Origin of the sequence: Kocuria rosea (genome assembly GCF_023715525.1) — a bacterium.
Taxonomy (GTDB): Bacteria; Actinomycetota; Actinomycetes; order Actinomycetales; family Micrococcaceae; genus Kocuria; species Kocuria rosea_A.
Genome location: NZ_JAMBOG010000003.1, coordinates 134,430 through 158,346, shown reverse-complemented (window position 1 = coordinate 158,346; position 23,917 = coordinate 134,430). Strand labels below are relative to the sequence as shown.

Below are 23,917 nucleotides of genomic sequence, written 5' to 3'. Positions count from 1 at the left end.
AAAGTTTCGCCCACCAGCGCGGCGGCACGAGACCCCCGGGCCCCGAACGAGGAGACTGATGCCATGAAGAGGACGACGCTGACCGAGGTGGCCGTCCACGCGGGAGTCTCCAAGGGGACCGTCTCGAAGGTGCTCAACGGGCGTCCGGACGTGGGCGAGAGCACCCGGGAGAAGGTCCGCGCCGCCGCGGCCGCGCTGGGCTACACCGCGGCGGCGAGCAGGCAGCCGCGCTCGGCGATCGTGCTGGTCTTCGACACCCTGGAGAGCAACTACTCGCTGCAAGTCATGGCGGGCGCCGTCGACGCCTGCGGGCGCGCCGGCGCCGACCTGCTGCTCAACACGCTGCCCGCCCTCGAGAAGGGGGACGTCCCGCCGTTCTCGGAGGAGTGGTTCGCCCACTGCGGGCGGGACGGAGCCACCGCGGTCATCGCGGTGACCACGCCGCTGGGCGAGGAGCAGATCGCGGCGGCCGCGCGGGCGCGCGTGCCGCTGCTCGCGATCGACCCGGTGAACAGCCTCCCGCCGGCCGTGCCCAGCATCGGGTCGACGAACTGGGCCGGGGGGCTGGAGGCGACGAACCACCTGATCGGGCTCGGCCACCGACGGATCGGGCACCTGCGCGGGCCGGAGGGCTCCGTCCCGGCGGGCGAGCGGCTCGCGGGCTACCGCAGCGCCCTGGAGGCCGCTGGCATCGCCTACGACCCGGCGCTCGTGGTGGGGGACGGCTTCAGCTACGAGGACGGCTTCGGGTCCGCCGCGCACCTGCTGGGCCTCGAGCCGCGTCCCACCGCCCTGTTCGCGGCGTCCGACGAGGCCGCCCTCGGGGCCTTCGAGGCGGCGCGGCAGGCGTCCCTGCAGATTCCCGCGGACCTGAGCGTGGTGGGCTTCGACGACACCCTCGTGGCACGGTGGGCGTCGCCGAAGCTGACCACCGTGCGCCAGCCCCTGCAGGCCATGGGCGAGATGGCCGTGGAGCGGGCGCTGGGCATGCTCACCGGGTCCTCCCGGCGGGCCCATCCCATCCAGCTGCAGACCTCCCTCGTGGAACGGGCCTCCACCGCACCCCTGTGAGGCCGCCGGGCGGGTCCGGCGGGGCTACTCCCGGATGAGACGGGCCCGTCCGGCCTGCCAGCCGAAGACGGCGGCCAGCGTGCCGACCACCGCGAACAGGGCCCCCGCGGCCGCGAAGCCGCCGGTGGCGTCCAGCAGCTGCCCCACCAGGAAGGTGCCGGAGGAGCCCAGGCCGTAGCCGACGCCCTGCATCATCCCCGACAGCCGCACGGCCATGGCGGGGCTGCGGGTGCGCAGGGCGATCATCGTCAGGGCCACGGCCGTCAGGGCGCCCTGGCCCAGCCCCAGCAGACCGGTCCACACCCAAATCAGCGGGAGGGGCCCGAAGATCGACAGCACGAAGCCGCCGCCGGCCATCAGGGCGAGCGCGGCGTTGAGCACCCGCTGGTCGCGCAGCCGCACGGCCAGCGCGGGGGCGAACAGGGAGCCCGTCATCTGCAGCACGATGGACACCGCCACGATCAGCCCCGCAGTGGCCCCGTCGATCCCGCGGTCCCGCAGGATGGGGGCGAGCCAGGCGAAGACGCTGAAGGACATCATGGCCTGGAAGACCATGAACCCGGTGACCTGCCAGGCCACCGGGGAGCGCCACGGGCCCGGCCCTCCGCCGGCCGGTGCCCCTGGTGCTGCCGCCCGGTGGCGGGCCGCCACCGGGACCAGCAGGGCCACGACGGCCACGGCCGGCACCGCCCACAGCCCCAGCGACGCCCGCCAGGACCCGGTCGCCTGGAGCGCCGGGTAGGTCAGGCCCGCCCCGAGGGCCGCGGAGGCGCAGATGGCGGTGGTGTAGAGCCCGCTCATCAGCCCGAGGCGGTGGGCGAAGTCGCGCTTGACGAGCGAGGGCAGCAGCACGTTGCCCAGGGCGATCGCGGCCCCGCACGCGACCGTCCCGGCCAGCAGCAGCGGCACGGCACCCGCCCCCGGCAGGGGCAGCCCGCGGAGGGCCAGCCCCAGGGCGAGCAGCGCCATGGCGCCCAGCAGCACGTGCTCCGCCCCGAACCGGCGGGCCAGCCGCGGGGCGAGGGGGGCGAAGACCCCGAGCAGCGTCACCGGGGCCGTGGTCAGGGCGGTGACCGCCCAGGACGGCAGGCCGGCGGCGGCGGTGATCTCCGGCAGGATCGCGGAGAAGCTCGAGAAGACCGTGCGCAGGTTCAGCCCGACCAGGACCACGCACACCCCCAGGTGGACCAGCGCCCGGCGGGACGGGGGGACGGCGTGCTGGTCGGCGTGCGGGGTCTGCACTGGACGGTCTCCTCCTGGCTCGCTCGCGGTCCGGGCGGGCACGACGTCGGCTCCCCGGGCAGGCTCCAGAGTACGTCGGCGGCCGCGCGGGCTCCCGTCAGGCGCTCTCGGGCCGCACGATCCGGCCGGCGGCGTGCTCGTCCCGGCCACGACCTCCAGGCCGGGCGTGTCGACCTCGGCGCCGCAGCCGGCGCGGCGTGCCGCCGCGGCGGCTGCGGGGGAACTGCTCGGCCGGGGTGGTCCGGTCCAGGTGCGGCCGTGTGCGACCGGGGCCCACCGGGGGCCGCCGGGGAAGAGGTGGCCTCCCGAAGCACTCTGTACATAGATATTGTGACCTGAGACACTGGCGGCGAGGACGCTCTCCACCACGCACACGGATCCCTGCCCGGGCCCGTGCGTCGGAAAGGACCTGATCAATGCCGATCGACACGCCCGCCGACGGTCCCGCCCTCCTGCGGCTGCTGTCCGACTACTCCCTCGAGATGACGGGCAAGGACGTCCCCGCCCTCGAGGAGGCGGCTCCCGTGATCCCGCCCGGGACCCGGATCAACGTCACCTTCCTCGCCAACGAGGACCTGGCGATGCGTGTGGCCGCCGCGCGGGCCGTGCGCGCCCACGGGTTCGTCCCCGTGCCGCACCTCTCCGCCCGACGGCTGCGCTCCCAGCGGGAGCTCGAGGAGTTCCTCGCCGCGCTCGCGGAGGTGGGCGCCGCCGAGCACGTGTTCGTGGTGGGCGGGGACCCCGAGACCCCCGAGGGCCCCTACGAGGACTCCCTGTCCGTGGTCCGCACCGGCCTGCTCCAGCAGCACGGGGTGCGCGGAGTCAGCGTCAGCGGCTACCCCGAGGGCCACCCCGGCATCGACGACGACGCCCTGTGGTCAGCCCTGACCGGGAAGGTCGCCGCGATCCGCGCGCAGGGCCTGGAGCCGACCGTCATCACCCAGTTCGGCTTCGACACCGACCCCGTCCTGGAGTGGCTGGCCGAGGTCCGCCGCCGCGGGGTCGACGCCCCGGTGCGCATCGGGGTCCCCGGCCCGGCCGGCATCAAGCGACTGCTCGGCTACGCCCGGCGCTTCGGGGTGTCCACCTCGGCAGGGATCGTCCAGAAGTACGGGTTCTCCCTGACCAACCTGCTCGGCACCGCGGGCCCCGACCGGTTCCTCCACGACCTCGCGGCCGGGCACGACCCGTCCGTGCACGGCCAGGTCCAGCTGCACTTCTACACCTTCGGCGGTCTGCGGGCCACGGCCGAGTGGGTCCGTGGCTTCGCTCCCACCGGCCAGGGGACGCGGTGATCCCCGTGCACCGGTCCCTCCTCCGCCCGGACCACGCGAGCCTGGTCGTGCAGGGGCGGGACCAGCCGGGCATCGTCGCCGCCGTCACCTCCGTCCTCGCCGGTCACGGGGCCAACATCGTGGCCCTCGACCAGCACTCGGAGGAGCCCGCGGGCAGCGCCTTCTTCCAGCGCACGGTCTTCCACCTCGCCAACTACAGGGCGTGCTACCCGGCGGTGGCGGAGGACCTGCGCACCGCCCTCGGGAACGGCTTCGACCTCCGGTGGCGGCTCACCGACCTGTCCGTGCCGAAGCGCGTGGCGATCTTCGCCTCCAAGGACGACCACTGCCTGCTCGACCTCGTCTGGCGGCAGCGCCGCGGCGAGATCCCCATGACCGTCTCCATGGTCGTGTCCAACCACCCGGACGTGGCCGGGGACGTCCGCGGCTTCGGGATCCCGTTCTTCTACGTGCCCACCCAGGACAAGGCCGCCGCGGAGGCGGAGCACCTGCGCCTGCTCCAGGGCAACGTCGACCTCGTGGTCCTCGCCCGGTACATGCAGATCCTCTCCTCGCCGTTCCTCGAGGCGGTCGGGGCCCCGGTGATCAACATCCACCACTCCTTCCTGCCCGCCTTCATCGGCGCCGCGCCGTACCGCAAGGCCAAGGAGCGGGGCGTGAAGCTCATCGGGGCCACGGCCCACTACGTCACCGAGGACCTCGACGAGGGCCCGATCATCGAGCAGGACGTCGTGCGGGTCTCCCACCGGGACACCGCCGAGGAGCTCGCCCGGCGGGGCGCGGACGTCGAGCGCCAGGTGCTCGCCCGCGCGGTGCTGTGGCACTGCCAGGACCGGGTGATCCGCCACCACCGGCAGACGATCGTCTTCTAGCCCCGCCCCGAGCCCCGCAGACCGTTCCCACCACCAGGAAAGAGGTACACCGTGGCACCCAGCACTCTCCAGGACGTCCTCGACGCCTCCGGCAGCACCGTCGAGCTGCTGCGCAACTCGCAGATCGGGGCGTACGTCTATCCCGTCGTGGCACCGGAGTTCCACAACTGGCGCAACGAGCAGCGGGCCTGGCGGGAGACCGCCGTGCTCTTCGACCAGACCCACCACATGGACAACCTGTTCATCCGGGGCAGGGACGCGCTGAAGCTGATCTCGGACACCGCGGTCAACAGCACCGCGACGTTCCCCGTGAACAAGGCCAAGCAGTACGTCCCCACCACCCCGGCGGGCCACGTCATCGGCGACGGCATCCTCTTCCGCCAGGAGGAGGACGAGTACGTCTACGTCGGCCGCGCCCCGGCCGCCAACTGGCTGCTCTTCCACGGCGAGACCGGCGGCTACGACGTCGACATCGAGGTCGACCGCCGCTCCCCGTCCCGGCCCATGGGCAAGCCGGTGGTGCGCAAGTACTGGCGCTTCCAGATCCAGGGGCCCCGCGCCTGGCAGATCATCGAGAAGCTCCACGGCGGACCGCTCGAGCAGCTGAAGTTCTTCACCATGGACGTCATGAACGTCGCGGGCGCCCAGGTGCGCACCCTGCGCCACGGCATGGCCGGCGCCCCGGGGCTCGAGATCTGGGGCCCCTACGAGTCCTACGAGCAGGTCCGGGCCACGATCCTCGAAGCCGGCGCCGAGTTCGGCATCGTGCCCGTGGGCGCCCGCGCCTATCCCTCCAACACCCTGGAGTCCGGCTGGATCCCGTCCCCGCTCCCGGCGGTCTACACCGGCGACGGGACGGCCGCCTACCGGCGGTGGCTCGGCGCCGACAGCTACGAGGCGACGAACGCGCTCGCGGGCAGCTTCGTCTCCGAGGACATCGAGGACTACTACCTCACGCCGTGGGAGCTGGGCTACGGGTCGTTCGTGAAGTTCGACCACGACTTCATCGGCCGCGACGCCCTGGAGGCGATGGACCCCTCGGCCCAGCGCCGTAAGGCCACCCTGGCCTGGAACGCCGAGGACATGGCAAAGATCTTCGCGTCCCTCTTCGACACCGAGGGCCCGAACTACAAGTACTTCGACCTGCCCCTGGCCAACTACGGCTCCTCGAACTACGACGCCGTGGTGGACGCCGACGGGCGCACCGTGGGGCTGTCGATGTTCACCGGCTACAGCTCCAACGAGCGCAGGGCCCTGTCCCTGGCCACCGTCGACGCGAACGTGCCGGAGGGCACCGAGCTCAAGGTGGTCTGGGGTGAGCCCGGCGGCGGCACCCGCAAGACGACGGTCGAGCCGCACGATCAGCTCGAGGTGCGCGCCGTGGTCAGCCCGGTGCCGTACTCCGAGGTGGCGCGGAAGGAGTACCACGGCGGCTGGCGCACCGCCTACGCCCAGAGCTGACCGGACCGCCCGGCGTGGCCGTCCTCCGCCCCGAACCATCAGACTGTCCGCGGTGGCCCGCACCGGCGGGCCCGTCACGGAAGTGCCGCACGAACATGGCAGGGATGCCGCGGAGAAGGGAGCAGGCATGATCTTCATCGTCGTCAAGTACAAGGTGAAGCCGGAGTACGCCGACCGGTGGACGGAGCTCACCCGGGACTTCACGGAGGCCACCCGCAACGAGCCGGGCAACCTCTGGTTCGACTGGTCGCGCAGCGTCGAGGACCCGAACGAGTACGTGCTCGTGGAGGCGTTCCGGGACGACGCCGCGGCGGCGCACGTCAACAGCGAGCACTTCGCGAAGGGGCTGGAGAGCATGCGGCCCGCTCTCGTGGAGACGCCGCAGATCATCAGCGAGCAGATCACGGCCCAGGACTGGAACCGGATGGGCGAGCTGGTCATCGACTGACGCCCGCGTCCGTCCGTGCGAGCCCCCGCCCCTCCCGGGGCGGGGGCTCGCACGGAGGGCCCCCGGCGCGTGGGGAGCAGCGGGCCCCGCTCAGCCCCGCGGGTCGGTGACCCCGCCGGGGGAGGCGTGCCGGTCGAGGTCCCACCCGGCGCGGCGGGCCCCGGCCCGGAAGGCGCTCTCGTAGAAGTCGAGGACCGCAGCGCGCGGGTCCTCCCGCGCGCGGACGTCGTCGTAGCGCAGCACGGCGAGGTGGCTCGCGCCGCGCGCGACCCACGCGGCCCCGTCCGGCCGGAGGGGCTCGTCGGCCAGCTCGTCGGGCTCGGGGAACGTGTAGGAGTAGAAGGCCGGTTCGGGGAACGCGTCGTCCCCGAACCAGAACCCGGAACTGACGACCGCGCGGGAGTAGGCCTCGCGGGTGACCGGGTCCGTGCTCGGCGGGTGGTCGACGGGGGTGTCGGCGAAGCGGGTGACGGCGATGTCGAAGGTGTGCCAGAAGTGGTGGACCGGGCTGGTCTTGCCGGACCAGCCGGCGGCGAACTCCTCGAGCAGCAGGTTCACCTCGCTGAGCACCCGCCAGTAGCGGGTGACCGCGGCGGGGTCGTAGGCGCGGTGCTCGGTGTCGGCGGCGAACGGCCGCGCGGCGTCGGGCAGGCCGAAGGGGTGCGGCCGGGCGACGTCCACGGCCACGCCGACCGCCTCCAGGCCGTCCGTCAGCCGGGCGTGGAAGTCGGCGACGGACAGGCCGGGCAGGGCGAAGGAGTGCCGGAGGCCGGTGACGGTGCTGACGTCGAGACGGTGGTCGAGGAAGTCGAAGTCGACCGCGAAGATCGGGTCGCGCCCCATGGGCCGCGTGGTGATGCCCCGGCCGGTGAGGTGGAACGGGACGTTCCACCAGTGGTTGCGGCGCGGGGCGGCCGCCAGCCGGACCTTGCCGACCACCTGGGCGAACCGGTGGACGGTGTCCAGGGTGTCGCGCCAGGACCCGTACGGGATCGCGGGCAGAGCGGAGCGGGTCATCGGTGCCTCCTGCCCTTCAGTGTGCGGAGGCCCCGGCGCCGCGTCCAGGGGTGGGCCAGGAGCCGCCGAAGTGCGACAGTGGTGGCGGCAGCGATCGCGGGCCCGGCGCGGGCCCCCTGCCGGCGCCGCGGCGCGGCGAACGGACCTGTGCGAGGTGAGCAGCATGGACATGGACGGAATCGACGTGGGGGTTCCCCCGAGCGGCACCGGGTGCGCGGAGTGCCTGGCCGGCGGGGGGTGGTGGGTGCACCTGCGCCGCTGCGCCCGGTGCGGGCACATCGGCTGCTGCGACACCTCGCCCGCGCAGCACGCCACGGCCCACCACCGGCAGACCGGCCACCGCTACGCGCGCAGCTTCGAGCCGGGCGAGTCCTGGTACTGGGACTTCCGCACCCGGCGGATGGTGGAGGGCCCCGAGCTCGCCCCGCCGCAGCACCGCCCGGAGGACCAGCCCGTCCCCGGACCCCGGGGAGCCGTTCCCCCGGACTGGCAGCAGCTCATCCACCGATGACGTCACGGACGCGTCATGAACCAGCCGCGCCGGGCGCCGCCCTGCGCGTCGCGAGCCTCTGATGCCGAGCCATGCCCGCGGCTGGTGGCGCCCCGGGGCGAACTCCGCCGCGCACCGGGTCACGACGTGGGAGCTGTTCTTCGACCTGGTCTACGTCTTCGCGTTCACCCAGGTGACCACGTGGATCGCCCACGAGCACACCGTGCTCGGGGCCGTCCAGGGCCTCGTGGTCCTGGGCCTGCTGTGGCTGACGTGGGTCGGCTACGCCTGGCTCGGCAACCACCTGCGTGCCGACGCCGGGGTCATGCTGGTCGGCATGGTCGTCGCGATGACGGCCGTGTTCGTGATCGGCCTGAGCCTCCGGGAGGTCTGGGCCGACCCCGGCGGCGGTGCCGCGGCCGTGCTCGTGGCGGCCTACGCCGTCGTGCGCGCGGTCCACGCCGCCCTGTACGTCCTGGCGGCCCTCCTGGACCGGGACGCCGCGCTGCGCCGGCAGGTGCTGGACACCTCCGTCGGCGCCGCGGCCAGCGTCGTCCTCCTCGCGGTGGGGGCGGCCGTCCCGGCCGGGGAGCGCGTCTGGTGGTGGACCGGGGCGGTGGCGCTGGACGGTCTCCTGACGTGGTGGCTCGCCCGGCGGCTGCAGGGGTGGCGGCTGCGCAGCAGCGGGCACTTCGCGGAGCGCTTCGCCCTCGTGGTCATCCTCGCCCTCGGGGAGTCGGTGTTCTCCATCGGGGTCGGTGCCGTCTCGGCGTCGGTGACCGACGTCCGGCTGCTGGGCACCGCGGTCCTCGGCGTCCTGCTGTCCACGGCCATGTGGTGGACGTACTTCCGCCTCGACGCGGACGAGCTTGAGCGCTGCCTGGCGGGGGTGAAGGGCGTCGCCCGGGTCCGCGTGGCCGTCGGCGCCTACACCTATCTGCACTTCCCCCTGGTCGCCGGGATCGTGGTTGCCGCCGCGGGCGTGGAGCAGGCGGTGGCCACCGTGGGCGGCCACGGCGCGGACGGCGCGGCCGCGGTGCGCGCGCTGCTGCTGGGCACCGCCCTCTTCTGCGGTGCGATCGCGGCGCTGCACGCCTCGGCCCGCGGCTCCTTCGCGCTGCTGGCGGCGCTCGCGGTGCTGCTCGGCCTGCTGGGGCTCGGCGGCTTCGGCGCGGACCGCCCGGCGGCCGCCATCGGCCTGGCCGCGCTGCTGCTCACGGTCGGCGCCGCGGGGGTCCGCCGGGACTCCCGGCCGATGGCCGCCCGGCGATGACCCCGGCCCGCTCGCCCGCGCCGGGAGCACCGCCGTGACCTTCCCCCGGACGGCCGGACCGCCACCGGAGCCGCTGGCCTGGGGGCAGCGGCGGGCGTGGTGGGTGCTCGCCGCCACGGTCCTCGGCTCGGCGCTGACGTTCATCGACGGGACCGTCGTCAGCGTCGCCCTGCCCGCCGTGGGCGCGGACCTCGCGGCGGGGTCGGTTGCGCTGACGTGGGTCGTGAACGCGTACACCCTGGCCCTGGCCGCCCTCGTGCTGCTCGGCGGGTCCCTCGGGGACCGGTACGGGCGCAGGCGGATCTTCCTCCTGGGGGTGGTGGTCTTCGCCGCGGCCTCCGCGGCGTGCGGCCTGGCCGGCGGGGCGGCCGTGCTCGTCCTGGCGCGGGCGGTGCAGGGCGTCGGCGCGGCCCTCCTGACCGCCACGAGCCTCGCGATCCTGCAGACGTCCTTCGGCCCGCAGGACCGGGCCCGGGCGATCGGCGCCTGGTCGGGGCTCACCGGGGTGGCGTCGGCGATCGGGCCGTTCGCGGGCGGGTGGCTGGTCCAGGCCGCGTCCTGGCGGTGGGTGTTCCTCGTCAACGTCCCGGTCGCCGTGGCGGTCGTGGTGATCACCCGCCGGCACGTGCCGGAGTCGAGCAACCCGGCGGCCTGCCCCCAGCTGGACGTGCCCGGTGCCGCGCTGCTGGTGGGAGGACTGGGCGCGCTCAGCTACGGGCTGACGGCCTGGGGCGGCGGGGTGGGCTGGCCCGCCGCGGGCGCCGCGCTCGCCGCGGGGGCGCTCCTGCTGGCGGCCTTCCCGGTGCGGGAACGCCGCGCGGTCTCGCCGCTGGTGCCGCCCGCCGTGCTCGTGGCGGGGCCCTTCCTCGCCGTGAACGCCGTGACCCTGGTGCTCTACGCCGCGCTGGGGGCGGTGTTCTTCGTCGTCGTGGTGGGCCTGCAGGTCGGGGCGGGGTTCTCCCCGCTGGCCGCGGCCCTCTCGCTGCTGCCGGTCACCGTGCTGATGCTGGTGTTCTCCCCGTCCGTAGGGGTGCTGACGAGCCGGGTGGGCCCCCGCCTGCCGATGACGGCCGGGCCCCTGGTGGCGGGGCTCGGGGTGGCCCTCCTGAGCCGGGCAGGTCCCGGCTCCGACTACCTCCTGGACGTCCTGCTGCCCGCCGCCGTGTTCGGCGCCGGCCTGACCCTGCTCGTGACGCCCCTGACCGCGGCCGCCCTCTCGGCGGTGCCCGTGGAGCAGGCGGGCCTGGCCAGCGGGGCCAACAACGCCGTGGCGAGGACGGGGAGCCTGCTCGCCGTCGCGGCCGTCCCGCTCGTCGGCGGGCTGGGCGGCACAGGGCTGACCGACCCCGAGCGCGTGCGCGACGGCTACGCCACGGTGATGGGGGCCTGCGCCGCCCTGCTGGTGGCGGGCGGAGCACTGTCCGCGGTGGTGGTCCGCCGCCCGGCGCAACGCCCTTGACCCGTCCGCCGGGCTCCTCCTACCCTGAAGCCCCTTGTCAGCGGCAGTTCGTCGCGGGCGGCCGGGGCGGCGGCATGCCGGGACGCCGTGCCGCCGGGCCGCCCGCGAGGCCGGTGGAGCACCGGCCTCGCCGCGCGTGCCGCGGGCACGCGCTCCACCGGATCCCGGTCCCGCCGACCGAAAGCAGTGGGTCATGCACCTCTCCGACAGTGCCTCCACCTCCGAGCCTCGGCGCCGAGGGCGCCGGACGGCCGGCGCCCTCGCGCTGGCCGCCCTCCTCGCCGCGGGCCCAGCGGCTGCGTCGACGGCGGTGGAGACCGCTCCGCCGGTCCCCGCCGGGCTCGAGGAGTTTTACGCCCAGACGCTCGCGTGGACGCCGTGCGGTGCGGCGGCCGAGTGCGCCCTGATGCGGGTCCCGCTCGACTACGACGCCCCGGCCGGTGCGGAGATCACCCTCGCCCTCAAGCGGGTGGCCGGCCCCGCGGCGGCAGCGCCTCAGGAGCCGCTGCTCGTCAACTTCGGCGGTCCGGGCGGTTCCGGGACGGCGTCCGTGGAGCCCTGGGCCCAAGGCCTCGACCCCGCGGTGCTCGCGGCGTACGACGTGGTGGGGTTCGACCCGCGCGGGGTGGGCGCCTCCACGGCCGTGGAGTGCGTGGACGACGCCACCATGGACGCGATGCGGGCCACCCCGATCGACCCGGACACCGCGGCGGGGCTCGCCGCGCTCACCACGCTGGCCGAGCAGTTCGCCGCAGGCTGCCGGGCCGGCACCGGGGCGCTGCTCGGCGAGGTCGACACGCTCAGCGCGGCCCGGGACCTGGACGTGCTGCGCGCCGTCCTGGGGGACGAGGACCTGGACTACCTGGGGTACTCCTACGGCACCGAGCTCGGCGCCGTCTACGCCGACCTGTTCCCGGAGAACACCGGCCGGTTCGTGCTGGACGCGGCGGTCGACCCGACCCTGGACTACGCGCAGGAGAGCATCGACCAGGCCGGCGGCTTCGAACGCGCCATCCGGGTGTACGCCGCCTCGTGCCTGCCCCAGGACGGGTGCCCGCTCGAGGGCACGGTGGACGAGGCCGTCGCCCAGATCGGGGCCCTCATCGACGGCATCGCGGCGGAGCCGCTGCCCACGGCCGACGGGCGCCCGCTCACCGTCGACGACGCGGTCTCCGCGATCATCCTGCCCCTGTACGAGGAGCGCGCCTGGTGGCGGCTGACCTCGGCCCTGGTCCCGGCCCTGGAGCGGGGCGACGGCACGGGGCTGATGGCCCTCGCCGATCTCGCGTACGGACGGGGGCCCGGCGGGAAGTACATCTCCAACTCCAGGGAGGCCCACAGGGCGATCGACTGTCTGGACACCCCGGCGAACACCGACCCTGCGGCCATGGCCGCCGCGGACGCCCGGCTGCAGGAGGTGTCACCGACGTTCGGCGACTACTTCAGCCACGGGGAGGTCTTCTGCGGTGCGCTGGTCGACGAGCCCGTGCCACCCCGGGAGCCGGTCCAGGCGCAGGGCGCCGCACCCATCCTGGTGATCGGGGGCACGGGCGACACCGCCACGCCCTACGCCTGGGCGGAGGCCCTGGCCGACCAGCTGGAGACGGCCCGGCTGCTCACGCGGGTCGGCGAGGGGCACGGGTCGTACCTGCGGGCCAACGAGTGCATCGACGCCACGGTCGACGAGTTCCTGCTCCGGGGCACCCTGCCGGCGGAGGGGGCGGTGTGCTGAGGAAGAAGGCGGCCGCTCCGGGATCCGCACGCGGCGCCCAGAGAGCGGCCGGCACGAGGAGAGGTCCCCCGCACCGGCCCGGCCACCAGGATCTCGGGAAGTTCTGATGGCTCCGCCTCATCCTACTGAGGGGTGGGTCACGGTTCACCCCTCGATTTCCCGTCCCGCAGGCGGGCCTGCGGCGCGGGAGCGGAGATGACGGACCGTGACCCGGGCGCACCTCAGCGCCGGTGCCGCCGCCCGAGGTCCGCGCCGGGCCCGCAGATCAGCTGGGCGATGTCGGCCAGGGGGTCGGGGGAGTGGCGGACCCGGTCGCGGAACTGCCAGAAGTGCAGCAGCTCGTAGCTCACCAGCGCCGCCAGCAGGGCCGCCACGACGCCCAGTGACGCCAGGGCGGGCAGCCGCCACGCCACGGGCAGGAGCAGGAGCAGGAGGACGGCGGCGACGCCGCGCTCGGCGTTCCAGGCGCCAACCTCGCGGCGGCGGAACGCGATGTGCCCGAGCAGGTGCACCGCCACGCCGGCGTAGAGGCAGACCAGCGGCACGCCGGTCAGCGGCTCCGCCAGCTCGTGGGCGGTCGCGTCGGAGGCGTGCTCCAGGACCTTCTCCAGGCCCACGGCGATGAAGATGACGGGCACGACGATGAGGAAGTGCAGGTAGGAGTAGGAGGTCCGCGCCAGGGCGGCCCGCTCGGCCTCCGGGACCCGGTGGAGCACGCCCTCGGCCACGTGGGCGACGACGTCGAAGTACAGCCACCACAGGCTCACGGCCACGCTGAACCCCAGCACCGAGCCGACGACCACGGGGACCGAGATCGGCTGCGTCGCGACACCCGTCCCGATGGCGATCAGGGACTCGCCCAGGGCCACGATGAGGATCAGCCCGTGCCGGTCGGCGAAGTGCCCCGGGCTGGGCAACCGCCAGCCCGCGGTGCCGGAGAACCAGACCCCGCCGTAGCTCACGACCACGGCCAGGGTCCACAGCACCGTCTGCCGGGGCGGCCCCAGGGCGCCGCCCACGACGAGCGGGGCGCAGGCCACGGTGATGGGGGCCCCGGTCAGGAGCAGCTGACGCCGCTCCCCGGCGTCGCCGCCCGCCGCCACGAAGTGGCACACCAGGTGCCCCAGGCGCACCGCCGTGTAGCAGACGGCGAACACCAGGGGGGCGTACAGCCCGCCGGGCAGGTCGGCGAAGGACTCCGGGATGGTCAGGGCCGCCACGAACATCGCGAACATGGCCCCGACGAAGGCGACGCGGACCACTCCCTCGTCGGCCCGAGCCTGGTTGCCGAGCCAGGCGTAGGCGCTCCAGGCCCCCCACAGCAGCGCCATCAGCACCAGTCCGCGCGCCGCTCCCACCACCGTGGGGTCGTCCGTCATCTGCCGGGTGACCTGGGTGAAGGCGAAGACGAAGACCAGGTCGAAGAACAGCTCGAGGGTCGTGACCCGGTGGGTGGACTCCGTGGGCCGGACCCACATGATCGCAGCTCTCGCCATGACGTGTCCGATCGTCGTGGTCCCGTGCCGAGATCCTAGCGCCGATCCCGCTCCCGGTCAGGAGCGCCCCGGACGCCTCCCCGGCGGCGGACGCGGGACGGGGCGGGCAGCTGCCCGCCCAGCGCGGCGACGAGGGCGAGGCCGAACCCCGCGGCCTGGACCCCGGTGAGCGCCTCGCCCAGCAGCGCCCAGCCCAGCAGGGCCGCCGTGACCGGGGTGAGCGGCAGCAGCAGGGTCAGGCTCGTGGGAGGCAGCCGCCGGCCGGCGTGGAACCACACGGCGTAGGAGATCGCGCCCCCGGGCAGGGCCAGCCAGGCGTAGCCGGCCACCGCCCCCGCGTCGAGGACGAACGGGCCCGTGTCCAGCAGCGGCACCAGCGGGGCGATCATCAGGCCGCCGAGGACCAGCTGCCACCCGGTCGCGGTCAGCCCGCTCATGCCCTCCGGCAGGCCCCAGCGGCGGGTCAGCACCACCCCGGCGGCCATCGTCGTGGTGCCGGCGACGGCGGCCGCCAGGCCCACGGCGTCCAGGGCGACGGTGCCCCCGAGGACAGCCACGGCGACCCCGGCCACGGCGGCCAGCGCCCACAGCAGCCGGCGGAGGGGCGTGCCCTGGCGGAAGAGCACGAACAGCAGCGCCGCGGCGACCAGCGGCTGGGCGGAGCCCACGACGGCGGCCGGGCCCCCGGGCAGGCGGTAGGCGCTGAGGAACAGCAGGGGGAAGAACGCGCCGAAGTTGAGCAGGCCCAGCAGCGCCAGCCGGCCCCACCAGGGCGCCGGGGGCAGCTGCCGGGTGAGGGCGAGCAGCAGCAGCCCGGCCGGCAGGGCCCGCAGCAGCGCCGCGGTCATCGGCCGGCCCGGGGGCAGCAGCTCGGTGGTGACCGCGTAGGTCGTGCCCCACACCACCGGCGCCACGGCCCCCAGCAGGATCAGCCGGGCGTGCCCGGCCCGGTCCTGGTCCATGCCCGCCCCCGTTCCGCCCGGTGTTCCCGCCCGGTGTTCCTCTTCGGTGTTCCTGGTCGGTGTGCCGGTCGATGTGCTGCCCGCCGCACCGTGACGCCACAGTACGCCGGGGCGGGTGTGCCCGTGGGCGATCCGGGATAGATTGCCCGCATGAAGGACCGCGCCTGTCCGCTGATCGTGGTCGCCGCCGCCGCCGCCGTGCTGCTGTCCGGCTGCGCCGCGGACGCGCCGTCCCCACCCGCCACCGGGGGCGCCTCCGCGGCGGGGGCGCCGGGCTCCGCCACGGACGGGCCCGCCCTGGACGTCGAGGTGGTCCTCGACGGCCTGGACGTCGCGTGGGACGTGGCCCTCACCCCGGAGGGCACCGCGCTGATCACCGAGCGCGGCGGGCGCCTGTTCGCCCACGACGACCGGGGCACCCGCGAGGTCGAGGCCGATCTGGGCGACCTGTTCGTCGGCAGCGAGGCCGGGCTGATGGGCCTGGCGGTGTCCCCGGACTTCGCGCGCACCCGGGAGCTGTTCCTGTGCCACGCGACGCAGGACGGCGGGCAGCCGCAGGACGTGCGGGTCACGCGGTGGCGCCTCTCCGACGATGCGGCCGGTGCCGAGCGCACCGGCACGGTCGTCGACGGCCTGCCGATCAGCTCGGGCCGGCACAGCGGCTGCCGGCTGCGCTTCGCCCCGGACGGCGCCCTGCACGTCGGCACCGGTGACGCGGCCGTGGGCGAGCACCCCCAGGACCCGCAGTCGCTGGGCGGCAAGACGCTGCGGGTGCACCCCGACGGCACGGTCCCGCGGGACAACCCCTTCGCCGACCGGGAGGGGGGCGGCGCGCTGGTGTACACCCTGGGGCACCGCAACGTGCAGGGCCTCGCGGTGCAGCCCGGCACCGGTGCGCTGTGGTCGGTGGAGCACGGCCCCGACGTCGACGACGAGATCAACGTGCTCGAGCCCGGCGGCAACTACGGGTGGGACCCGGTGCCCGGCTACGACGAATCGGTGCCGATGACCGACCGGGAGAAGTTCCCGGACGCCGTCGAGGCGGTGTGGTCCTCCGGGCGCCCCACCGCGGCCACCAGCGGGGCCGTGTTCCTCGAGGGCGAGCAGTGGGGGGCGTGGGACGGTGCGCTGGCCGTCGCGGAGCTGAAGAACACGGGCGTCGGCGTCCACCAGGTCGACGGCACCCGGATCACCGGCACCACGCGCATGGCCGAGCTCGAGGACGCCCACGGCCGGCTGCGCTCGCTGGCCCTCGACGCCGAGGGCGCGCTGTGGGTGACCACCTCCAACGGCGACGATGACGCGGTCCTGCGGGTGACTCCCCGGGGCTGACCTCCCGAGCGCGGACCCGCCGGCTCAGGCCCGCTCGTCCGCCCCGACCGCCAGGGCGGCCGCCACGAGGGCCGCCGGTGCGAGCAGGCCGAGGACCCCCGGCCACCACGCCGGCAGGGCCACGACGGCGGCGGGCCCGGCCGCGAACAGGGGCACGAGCAGCAGGCCCCTCCCGTAGGCCGCCACCTGGGCGTGGGGGATGGGCCCGAGCGGGCTGTCGATCGGCGGCTGCGTGAGGTCCGGCTCCGGGCCGAGCACCCGGTGCACGGCCGCTGCGCCGATCCCGGTCCCGGCGACGAGACCCGCCGCCAGGCACGGCCCCGGCGGGGCCTGCGCCGCGAGACCCGCCAGCAGGGCCGCGGCCCCCACCACCAGGGCGTTCGCCGCGCACGGCACCACCAGGCGGACCCGGGCCGCGGCCGCGCCCGCCAGAGGCAGCTGGCGCTCTGCCGCGCTGCCGGCGCGCGCCGCCACGACGTAGGCGACCCCCCGGCCGAGCCCGCGCGCGGCCACCACGAGCAGCGCCAGCCACGCGAGCGGAACCACCGCCCCGGGGAACGCCACGAGCAGCAGCGCCACGACGGCCAGGTCCACGAGGGCCCGCCCGTGCCACGCCGTGCGGGCCTCCGCGGTGAGCGCCGCGAACAGCACCACCCGCCGCGGTCCGCGGACCCACCGCGGGATCGGCGCGGACGGGCGGCGCACCGCGCCCTGGTCGGTGCCCGTCAGGCAGTGGCGCAGGTCGGCCGTCGACATCAGCCGCACGGCGTTCACCAGGTGCCGCCCCCGGGCGCCGGCCCGGCGCAGCTCGTCGCCCGTGAGGGAGCGCGCCGCGCGGGCCCCGGCGACGACGGCGCCGGCGGCCGCGACCGCCGCGAGCCCCGCCAGCGCGAGTGCGGTGGCAGGCGGCGCGGTGGCCACGGCCGGCGTCCACGCCACCGGGGCCGCGAGGAGCACCGCGAGCGCTGCCCGGACCCGGCGCCCGCGCCGGGAGGAGCACCCGGTGCCGGCCGTGCCCGCCTGCAGGAGGGCGGCCGCTCCGACCGCCGTCACGCCCAGGGCCGTGGCGCACCCGGCCAGAGCGGCGGCGTGCACCGCGCTCCCCTCGCCGGCGGACAGGACGCCCGCCCACCACGCCGCCACGGCGGCGCCCCCGCCCACCCCCGCCGACGCCGCGCCGGTGGTCAGGGCGGCGCGGCGGACGGCGCGGGCCGGCTCCCGGTCCTCCCCGAGGGGCAGCCGCCACAGCCAGAACGCCCGGTCCGGGGCGATCCCCACCGGGCCCAGCACCAGCAGGGTCCGCACCAGCCCGGCCCAGGCGAGCGCCAGCAGGGCGGTCGAGCCGAGCAGCGGAACGCCGGGGCCCAGCCACGCCGCCGGCTCACGCTCCAGGGCCCCGCCCGGCCCGCCCGCGGCCAGCACCGCGCCGAGCTGCGCGCCCAGACCGCTCGTCCCGCCGTAGATCCAGGCGCCCACGACCAGCACCGCCACGACCAGGACGTAGGCGTCGACGAAGCGCTCGGAGCGCGGCACCCGGGCGCGCCCCGCGGCGCGGGCCGCCCGGACGAAGCGCGCGGCGTCGAAGTCCGCGCCGTGGAGGGCCGCGGCGCCGGGGCCCGCGGCGGCCGGCCGGTCAGCGGCCACGGCCGGGCCCGGGCTCGCGCGCGGGCCCGTCCCGGGCCGGGTCCCCGGCCGCGCCGGCGGAGGGCTCCGCGGCCAGCTCCAGGGTCGCGGTGGCGACCGCCCGGGACAGGACCGGGTCATGGGCCGCCACGAGCAGCGCCGCGCCGCCCTCCCGGGCCGCCACCAGCCGGCGGGCCAGCCGGTCCCGCATCGTCGCGTCGAGGCGCTGCTCCGGCTCGTCCAGCACCAGCAGGTCGAAGGGGCGCAGCAGGGCGGCGGCCAGCAGCGTGCGCCGCCGCTGCCCCGAGGAGAGGTCGTACGGGGAGGCGTCGGCGCGCCCGGCGAGGCCGAACTCCTCCAGGGCGTCCGCCACGGCGGCCCCGGGCTCCCGCAGTCCGTGGCCGCGGGCGACCAGCTCCAGGTGCTGGCGCACCGCGACCCCCGGCAGGAACGCGTCCTCGTCGAAGAGGCTGCTCACGGCGCGGCGGTAGGGCAGGGACGTCTCGACCACCGGCCCGCCGTGGAGGAGCCGCTCGCCGACGAGGGCCGGCTGCTGCGCCACGGCCGTGCGCAGGACCGTCGACTTCCCGGCCCCGTTCGGCCCGGTGAGCACCAGCGCCTCGCCCGGGGCCACGTCGAAGCTCAGCCCGGTGACCACCGCGGCGCCGCCGTAGCCGCAGGCGAGGTCCCGGACGGACAGCACGGCGTCAGGACGGGGGCTCACGCCCACCATCCTCCCAAGCGGCGGGCCGGGGACGGCGCAGCGGCGCGCCGGCTCAGGACTCGGCCTGCCCCTGCCGCCAGTACCCCATGAACGACACGTGGTCCTTGGGGATCCCGGCGGCGTCCACGCACAGCCGGCGCAGCGCCTTGACCGTCCCGGACTCCCCGGCCAGGAACACGTACGGCACGTCACCGCGCGCCGGCGTGGCCACCGACCACGCCCGCGGCTCGGTGGGGTCCTCGGCGAGGGCCAGGGCCGGGAGCCCGCGCTCCGGGCGGCGCCCGGCCAGCACGTCGTCGACCGCCGTCCCCGGCAGCCCGAGCAGGCCCGCCAGCCGCACCGCGGCCCGGTGCCCGTGCCCGGCCGCGGGGCCCCGCCCGGCCCGGGGCAGGACGTGCAGGCGCACGCCGGGCCGCTCGGCGGGCAGCCGGTGCACCTCGACGTCGCCGGCGTGGGGGACCTCGAGCACGACGTCGAGCCGGGGGCGCGCCCCGCCGGTGGCCGGGGCGCTGTCCCCGACCTGGTCCGCGAACTCCTCCGCGACCGACATCAGCGCCGGGGCCGCGGTCTCGTCCCCGACCGCCACGACGCGCCGCGCGCCGCCGTGGTCCCACGCCGCCCACGGCCGCTCCTGCGGGCCCGGGCCCAGCAGGTACACGCGCTCGCCGGGTGCCACGGTGCGGGCCCACCGGCTGCCCGGTCCGTCCTGGCCGTGCCCGCCGTGCACCACGACGTCGAGCACGAGCTCGGGCACCACCGCTCCGCAGAAGGTCGTGCGGTGCACGCCGCGGACGGTGTAGGTGCGCATCCACCCGCGCTCCTCGGCGGGCCGGGCGAACCAGCCCTCCCGCAGGCCGCGGGACAGGTCCGCCCGCTCGGGGGCGCGCCCGGGCGGCGGGACGAGCAGCTTCACGTAGGCGTCGCGGCACCGGGCCGGGCCGCCCTCCCCGATCAGGGCGGGGGAGAGGCTGGCCAGCTCGGGGCCGGCGAGGGTGATGCGGCGGAACGACGGGCACAGCCGCGTCACGGAGGTGACGGCGGCCTCGACGCACAGGACGGGGTCGGCGGCCGGGGTGGTCCCGGCGCTTCGGAGAGCGGTCACGGCGGAGTCCTCAGGGTCGGGCGGCGGGAACGGGCAGCGGGACGGGCGGGGGCGGGACGGCGGGGGACGAGCCCTCGCGGACCCGGCCGCGGGGCAGGACGACGGGGTGCCCGCCCACGGGGTCGTGGGTGACGTCCGCGTGCAGGCCGAAGACCGCGGCCAGCAGCTCGGGCGTGAGCACCTCGTGGGGCGGGCCGGTGGCGACGACGCGTCCCCCGGCCATCGCCACGACCCGGTCCGCGACGCGCGCGGCCAGGTTCAGCTCGTGCAGGACGGCGACGACGGTAGCGCGGGTGCCGTCCGGGTGCCGCAGGCCGTGGAGCATGTCGAGCAGGTCCACCTGGTGGGCGAGGTCCAGGAAGGACGTGGGCTCGTCCAGCAGCATCGTGCGCGCGCCCTGGGCGAGGGTCAGGGCGATCCACGCCCGCTGGCGCTGCCCGCCGGAGAGCTCCTCCACCGGCCGGCCCGCCAGCGCGGCGAGGTCGGTGAGCTCCAGGGCCCGGGCCACCGCGGCGTCGTCGCCGGGGGAGGGCGCGCCCCACCACTTCCGGTGCGGGTGCCGGCCGCGCTCGACGAGCTCCGCGACCGTGAGCCCCTCCGGCACCACCGGGGACTGCGGCAGGAGGCTCACGGAGCGCGCGTACTCGCGGGAGGACCAGTCGCGCACGGCGCGCCCCCCGGCCTCCAGGACGCCCGCGGAGGGGCGCAGCTGCCGGGACAGGCCCTTGAGCAGGGTGGACTTGCCGCAGCCGTTGGCGCCGATGAGCACGGTGGTGCAGCCGTGGGCGATGTCGAGGTCGACCTCGTGCACCACGGGGCGGGAGCCGTAGCCGAGGCTCACGCCCCGCAGGTGGAAGGCGGGGGTCATGCCGAGTCTCCTCTCCGCTGCCGCACGAGCAGCCACAGCATCACGGGCGCCCCGACCGCCCCGGTGACGATCCCGGCGGGCAGCCGCACGTCCCCGAGCAGGTCCGAGCCCACGGCGTCCGCGGCGACGACGACCACGGCGCCCACCAGCGCGCACGCCACGACGGAGGTGCGCCCGCGGGTGAGGGCGGTCGCGATCGGGGTGGCCATCAGGGCCACGAACGCGAGGGGACCGGTCGCCGCGGTGGCGGCCGCGGCCAGCACCGTGCCCAGTCCCAGGGCCAGCGCCCGGGTCCGGGCCGGGTGCGCGCCGAGGCCGGCGGCGAGCTCGGGACCGAGCTCCGCCGGCTCCAGGGCCCGGTGGACGACGACGGCGGCGGGCACCGCCACGACCAGGCACGCGCCGAGCACCCCGATCCGGTCCCACGCGGCCGCGCCCAGCGATCCGGCCGTCCACAGCGCCGCGTCCTGGGCGGAGTTCAGGGACAGCCGCACCAGCAGCGCAGCAGTGAGCGCCTGGGCGAGGGAGGCCGTGCCGATGCCGGCGAGCAGGAACCGCTCGCCCACGATCCCGGCGCCGCCCCGGAGCCGGACGGACGCCAGGGCGATCAGCGCCGCGGCCAGCAGCGCCCCGGCCAGGGCGGCCCACGACACGGCGGTGCCCCGCAGCCCCCACACGGCCGTGCCCGCGACGGCCCCGGCGGCGGCGCCGTAGGTGATGCCGAGGACGTCGGGGCTCGCGAGGGGGTTGCGCAGCACCCGGCGGAACAGGGCACCGGAGCAGCCGAGGGCGGTCCCGGCGAGCGCGCCGAGCACGGCCCGGGGCAGCTTCTCCTGGAGCACGATGAAGCTCGCGCCGGGGATCCGCTCCCCGGCCAGGATCGCGACGAAGTCGGGGACCGTCACGGTGTAGCGGCCCAGCAGGACCCGCACGGCCAGGGCCGCGAGCAGCCCGAGCACCAGCAGGGCGAGGGCCAGGCGGGTGCGCCGGGCCCGGGCGCGGCGGACCGCCCGGACGGCGGCCACCGCTCCGGGGGCCCCGGCCGGTCCGGGCGTGCCCGCGGGGCGGGCGGCGACGGCGCTCACAGGGTCACGCTCCGGCCCCGGCGCAGCAGCACGAGCAGCACCGGCACGCCCAGCACCACGGTGGTGACGCCCACGTGGATCTCCTGCGGCGGGGTGAGCACCCGGCCCACGACGTCGGCGAGCAGGAGCAGCACGGGCCCCAGCACGGCGCTGAGGACCACGATCCAGCGGTGGTCCCCGCCCAGCAGGCGCCGCACGGCGTGCGGGACGAGCAGGCCCACGAAGGCGATCGGCCCGGCGAGCGCGGTGGCCGCGCCGGAGAGCAGGACGACGCCGGTGAAGACCAGGCCTCGCTGCAGGCCCAGGTCCACCCCCAGGCCGTGGGCGAGCTCGTCGCCCAGGGCCATGGCGTTGAGCCCGGAGGCCCCGCCGAGGACCAGGAGCACGCCGAGGAGCACGAGCGGGGCGAGGACGGCGACGTCCGCCAGCCCGGCGCGGGTCACCGAGCCGATGTTCCAGAACCGGAACCGGTCCAGCACGGCCGGCAGCGCCAGGACCACGGAGGAGGTCAGCGCCGTGCACCCGGCGTTGACGGCGGCCCCGGACAGGGCCAGGCCCGCCGGGGTGGGGGAGCCGCCGCCGAGCCGGGACACGCCGAAGACCAGCGCGGCGGCGACCGCGGAGCCGGCCAGGGCGAGGAGGGCGAACTGCCACGTCGTGGCGGCGCCGAGCCAGCCGATGCCGAGTACCACCGCGCCGGCCGCGCCCGCCGTGAGCCCCAGCAGTCCGGGGTCGCCCAGCGGGTTGCGGCTGACGCCCTGCATCCCCGCCCCGGCGACGGCGAGCGCCGCCCCGGCCAGGACGGCGGTGAGGGTGCGGGGGATGCGGCTGTGCACCACGGCGGCGTCGATGCCCAGCCCGGCGGAGACCTGCGACCAGCCGCCGTCGAGCAGCGCCGAGGGCAGCCCGGCGAGCACGGCGAGGACCGTGGCCGGGTCCACCGGACGGGCGCCCCAGAACAGCGACGCCGCCGCGGAGGCCGCCAGGAGCACCACGGCCACGGCGAGGGCGGCCCCCCGGCGCCGGGGGGCGGCGCCGGGAGACCCGGGGGACCCGGGGGACCGGGGGGCGAGGGGGGCGCGGGGAGCCGTGCCGGTGGTGCTCAACGGGGCTCCGGTGCTACTTCGCGGCCCGGGCGGCCTCGGCGATCTCCGGGACCACGTTCTCGAGCGCCCACGGGATGCTCAGCGGGGACGCGGCCGAGACGGACAGCACCTCCTGGGCGTCGGTCTGCAGCACCAGGCCGCCGTTCGCGACGGCGGGGATCCGGCTCAGCAGCGGGTCCTTCTCGATGTCCTCGCGCACGCCCTCGTCGGCGGCCCAGCTGACGAACACGTCGGAGGTCAGCGCGTCGGCCTTCTCGGGGGACCAGGTGATGGCGAACTCGCCCTCCTTGCCCTCGGCGGCCTTCGTGACGGCCTCCGAGTGCACCATGCCGAGCGCGCCCAGCAGCTTCGGGCGGTTGTCCACCTCGGTGTACGCGTAGATCTGGTCGGCGGCGGCGGGGTCGATCGTGCCGTAGACGAAGGAGGTGCCCTCCAGCTCGGGGTGCTGCGCGGCGGTGTCCTCGATCTGCTGCTCGACGTCCGCGACCACCTCCTGGGCCTTCTCCTCCCGCCCCAGGGCCTCCCCGATGAGCTCGGTGGAGTCCTGCCAGGAGGTGCCGTAGGCGACGGCGTCCTCGGGGTAGGCGACGACGGGGGCGATCTCGGAGAGCTTGTCGTACTCCTCCCGGGTCAGCCCGGAGTAGGCGCCGAGGATGACGTCCGGCTCCAGGGCGGCGATCGCCTCGTAGTCGATCCCGTCCGTCTCGGAGTAGGTCTGCGGGGCCTCCGCCCCGGACTCCGCCAGGGCGGCGTCGAACCAGTCGGTCGAGCCGCTCCCGTTGGCGCCGAAGTCCGTGCTCGGCATCCCGACCGGCACCACGCCGAGGGCGGTCGCGACGTCGTGGTTGACCCACGAGACCGTGGCCACGCGCTCGGGGGCCTCCTCGATGGTCGTCTCGCCGTAGACGTGCTGGACCGTGCGGGGGAACTCCCCGGTGGCCCCGCCCGCGGCGGAGGACTCCGCGGCCTCCCCGCCCGCGGCGCCGGTGGAGCACCCCGTCAGGGCCAGGGCTCCGGCGACCAGGACGACGGGGACCAGGGCGGCCCGGCGGGCGCGGACCGGCGCGGAGGACGGGGCGGGGAGCAGCGGGCGCGGAGCGCGGGGGAGGACAGGGGCCACGGGCCACCCTTTCGAACGGAACGGCGGGGCCGTCGGTGCGGATCGGCAGGTCAGGCAAGGCTTGCCTAACCGGAGGACACGCCTCACCCTAGGGTGTGAGCGGAGGAATACGCAACACGGGCATGATGTAATCCGGGGC

Annotated in this window: 21 protein-coding genes; 10 read left to right on the top strand and 11 right to left on the bottom strand. The window is 76.2% G+C overall.

Going from position 1 to position 23,917, the window contains the following annotated elements; all coding sequences use genetic code 11:
- Window positions 1–63 precede the first annotated feature (63 nt).
- Window positions 64–1,071: a LacI family DNA-binding transcriptional regulator gene (locus tag M3185_RS03225; protein WP_251332233.1), complete on the top strand. Its 1,008-nt coding sequence runs from the start codon at window positions 64–66 to the stop codon at window positions 1,069–1,071.
- A gap of 24 nt (window positions 1,072–1,095) precedes the next feature.
- Here M3185_RS03225 and M3185_RS03220 read toward each other — a convergent pair whose 3' ends face one another.
- Window positions 1,096–2,313 carry an MFS transporter gene (locus M3185_RS03220; protein ID WP_251332232.1) on the bottom strand — a complete coding sequence of 406 codons (1,218 nt, stop codon included), beginning with the start codon at window positions 2,311–2,313 and terminating at the stop codon, window positions 1,096–1,098.
- 416 nt (window positions 2,314–2,729) lie between these two features.
- Here M3185_RS03220 and M3185_RS03215 point away from each other — a divergent pair, with 416 nt between their 5' ends.
- The 4 genes from M3185_RS03215 to M3185_RS03200 all read left to right on the top strand — a co-directional run bounded on the left by M3185_RS03215 (window position 2,730) and on the right by M3185_RS03200 (window position 6,389).
- Entirely contained in the window at window positions 2,730–3,608 is an 879-nt protein-coding gene (locus M3185_RS03215; RefSeq protein WP_251332231.1) for a methylenetetrahydrofolate reductase, read from the top strand.
- Window positions 3,605–4,480: a formyltetrahydrofolate deformylase gene (purU, locus tag M3185_RS03210; protein WP_374238455.1), complete on the top strand. Its 876-nt coding sequence runs from the start codon at window positions 3,605–3,607 to the stop codon at window positions 4,478–4,480. Before M3185_RS03215 ends, purU begins: the two co-directional genes overlap by 4 nt.
- Before the next feature lie 51 nt (window positions 4,481–4,531).
- Window positions 4,532–5,941 carry a vanillate/3-O-methylgallate O-demethylase gene (gene ligM / locus M3185_RS03205; protein ID WP_251332230.1) on the top strand — a complete coding sequence of 470 codons (1,410 nt, stop codon included), beginning with the start codon at window positions 4,532–4,534 and terminating at the stop codon, window positions 5,939–5,941.
- Between the two features lie 127 nt (window positions 5,942–6,068).
- The gene (locus M3185_RS03200) at window positions 6,069–6,389 is read left to right on the top strand and encodes a putative quinol monooxygenase (protein WP_251332229.1); all 321 of its coding nucleotides are present in this window, start codon (window positions 6,069–6,071) and stop codon (window positions 6,387–6,389) included.
- Between the two features lie 90 nt (window positions 6,390–6,479).
- Here M3185_RS03200 and M3185_RS03195 read toward each other — a convergent pair whose 3' ends face one another.
- Window positions 6,480–7,406, bottom strand: coding sequence for a DUF5996 family protein (locus tag M3185_RS03195; RefSeq protein ID WP_251332228.1), 927 nt, complete (start codon window positions 7,404–7,406; stop codon window positions 6,480–6,482).
- A 163-nt stretch (window positions 7,407–7,569) separates the two neighbouring features.
- On the opposite strand from M3185_RS03195, the gene M3185_RS03190 reads away from it, so the two are divergent.
- The 4 genes from M3185_RS03190 to M3185_RS03175 all read left to right on the top strand — a co-directional run bounded on the left by M3185_RS03190 (window position 7,570) and on the right by M3185_RS03175 (window position 12,360).
- Entirely contained in the window at window positions 7,570–7,917 is a 348-nt protein-coding gene (locus M3185_RS03190; protein WP_251332227.1) for a UBP-type zinc finger domain-containing protein, read from the top strand.
- Between the two features lie 61 nt (window positions 7,918–7,978).
- A complete protein-coding gene (locus M3185_RS03185) occupies window positions 7,979–9,169 on the top strand; it encodes a low temperature requirement protein A (protein ID WP_251332226.1) in 1,191 nt (396 codons plus the stop codon).
- A gap of 34 nt (window positions 9,170–9,203) precedes the next feature.
- Window positions 9,204–10,628, top strand: coding sequence for an MFS transporter (locus M3185_RS03180; protein ID WP_251332225.1), 1,425 nt, complete (start codon window positions 9,204–9,206; stop codon window positions 10,626–10,628).
- Window positions 10,629–10,821: 193 nt separating this feature from the next.
- Complete coding sequence (locus tag M3185_RS03175; protein WP_251332224.1) at window positions 10,822–12,360, top strand: alpha/beta hydrolase; 1,539 nt, start codon at window positions 10,822–10,824, stop codon at window positions 12,358–12,360.
- 221 nt (window positions 12,361–12,581) lie between these two features.
- On the opposite strand, the gene M3185_RS03170 is transcribed toward M3185_RS03175, so the two are convergent.
- Together M3185_RS03170 and M3185_RS03165 are read right to left on the bottom strand one after the other, a co-directional pair.
- Window positions 12,582–13,856 (bottom strand): low temperature requirement protein A, encoded by a 1,275-nt coding sequence (locus tag M3185_RS03170; RefSeq protein WP_251332223.1) that lies wholly within the window; start codon window positions 13,854–13,856, stop codon window positions 12,582–12,584.
- Between the two features lie 35 nt (window positions 13,857–13,891).
- Window positions 13,892–14,818 (bottom strand): DMT family transporter, encoded by a 927-nt coding sequence (locus tag M3185_RS03165; RefSeq protein WP_251332222.1) that lies wholly within the window; start codon window positions 14,816–14,818, stop codon window positions 13,892–13,894.
- A gap of 150 nt (window positions 14,819–14,968) precedes the next feature.
- Between M3185_RS03165 and M3185_RS03160 the strand changes: the two genes are divergently transcribed.
- Window positions 14,969–16,150, top strand: a complete 1,182-nt coding sequence (locus M3185_RS03160) for a PQQ-dependent sugar dehydrogenase (RefSeq protein ID WP_251332221.1) — start codon at window positions 14,969–14,971, stop codon at window positions 16,148–16,150.
- A 24-nt stretch (window positions 16,151–16,174) separates the two neighbouring features.
- Here M3185_RS03160 and M3185_RS03155 read toward each other — a convergent pair whose 3' ends face one another.
- From M3185_RS03155 to M3185_RS03125, 7 genes are read right to left on the bottom strand one after another with little or no spacing between them, the layout of a single operon-like run.
- A complete protein-coding gene (locus M3185_RS03155) occupies window positions 16,175–17,794 on the bottom strand; it encodes a hypothetical protein (protein WP_251332220.1) in 1,620 nt (539 codons plus the stop codon).
- A complete protein-coding gene (locus M3185_RS03150; RefSeq protein ID WP_251332219.1) occupies window positions 17,784–18,497 on the bottom strand; it encodes an ABC transporter ATP-binding protein in 714 nt (237 codons plus the stop codon). Before M3185_RS03150 ends, M3185_RS03155 begins: the two co-directional genes overlap by 11 nt.
- 52 nt (window positions 18,498–18,549) lie before the next feature.
- Window positions 18,550–19,599, bottom strand: coding sequence for a siderophore-interacting protein (locus M3185_RS03145; RefSeq protein ID WP_251332218.1), 1,050 nt, complete (start codon window positions 19,597–19,599; stop codon window positions 18,550–18,552).
- 10 nt (window positions 19,600–19,609) lie between these two features.
- Window positions 19,610–20,467: an ABC transporter ATP-binding protein gene (locus M3185_RS03140; protein ID WP_251332217.1), complete on the bottom strand. Its 858-nt coding sequence runs from the start codon at window positions 20,465–20,467 to the stop codon at window positions 19,610–19,612.
- Window positions 20,464–21,552: a FecCD family ABC transporter permease gene (locus M3185_RS03135; RefSeq protein ID WP_251332216.1), complete on the bottom strand. Its 1,089-nt coding sequence runs from the start codon at window positions 21,550–21,552 to the stop codon at window positions 20,464–20,466. Before M3185_RS03135 ends, M3185_RS03140 begins: the two co-directional genes overlap by 4 nt.
- Window positions 21,549–22,658: a FecCD family ABC transporter permease gene (locus M3185_RS03130; protein WP_251332215.1), complete on the bottom strand. Its 1,110-nt coding sequence runs from the start codon at window positions 22,656–22,658 to the stop codon at window positions 21,549–21,551. The genes M3185_RS03135 and M3185_RS03130 overlap by 4 nt, the downstream gene beginning before the upstream one ends.
- A gap of 13 nt (window positions 22,659–22,671) precedes the next feature.
- Window positions 22,672–23,778 (bottom strand): iron-siderophore ABC transporter substrate-binding protein, encoded by a 1,107-nt coding sequence (locus M3185_RS03125; RefSeq protein ID WP_251332214.1) that lies wholly within the window; start codon window positions 23,776–23,778, stop codon window positions 22,672–22,674.
- Window positions 23,779–23,917 lie beyond the last annotated feature (139 nt).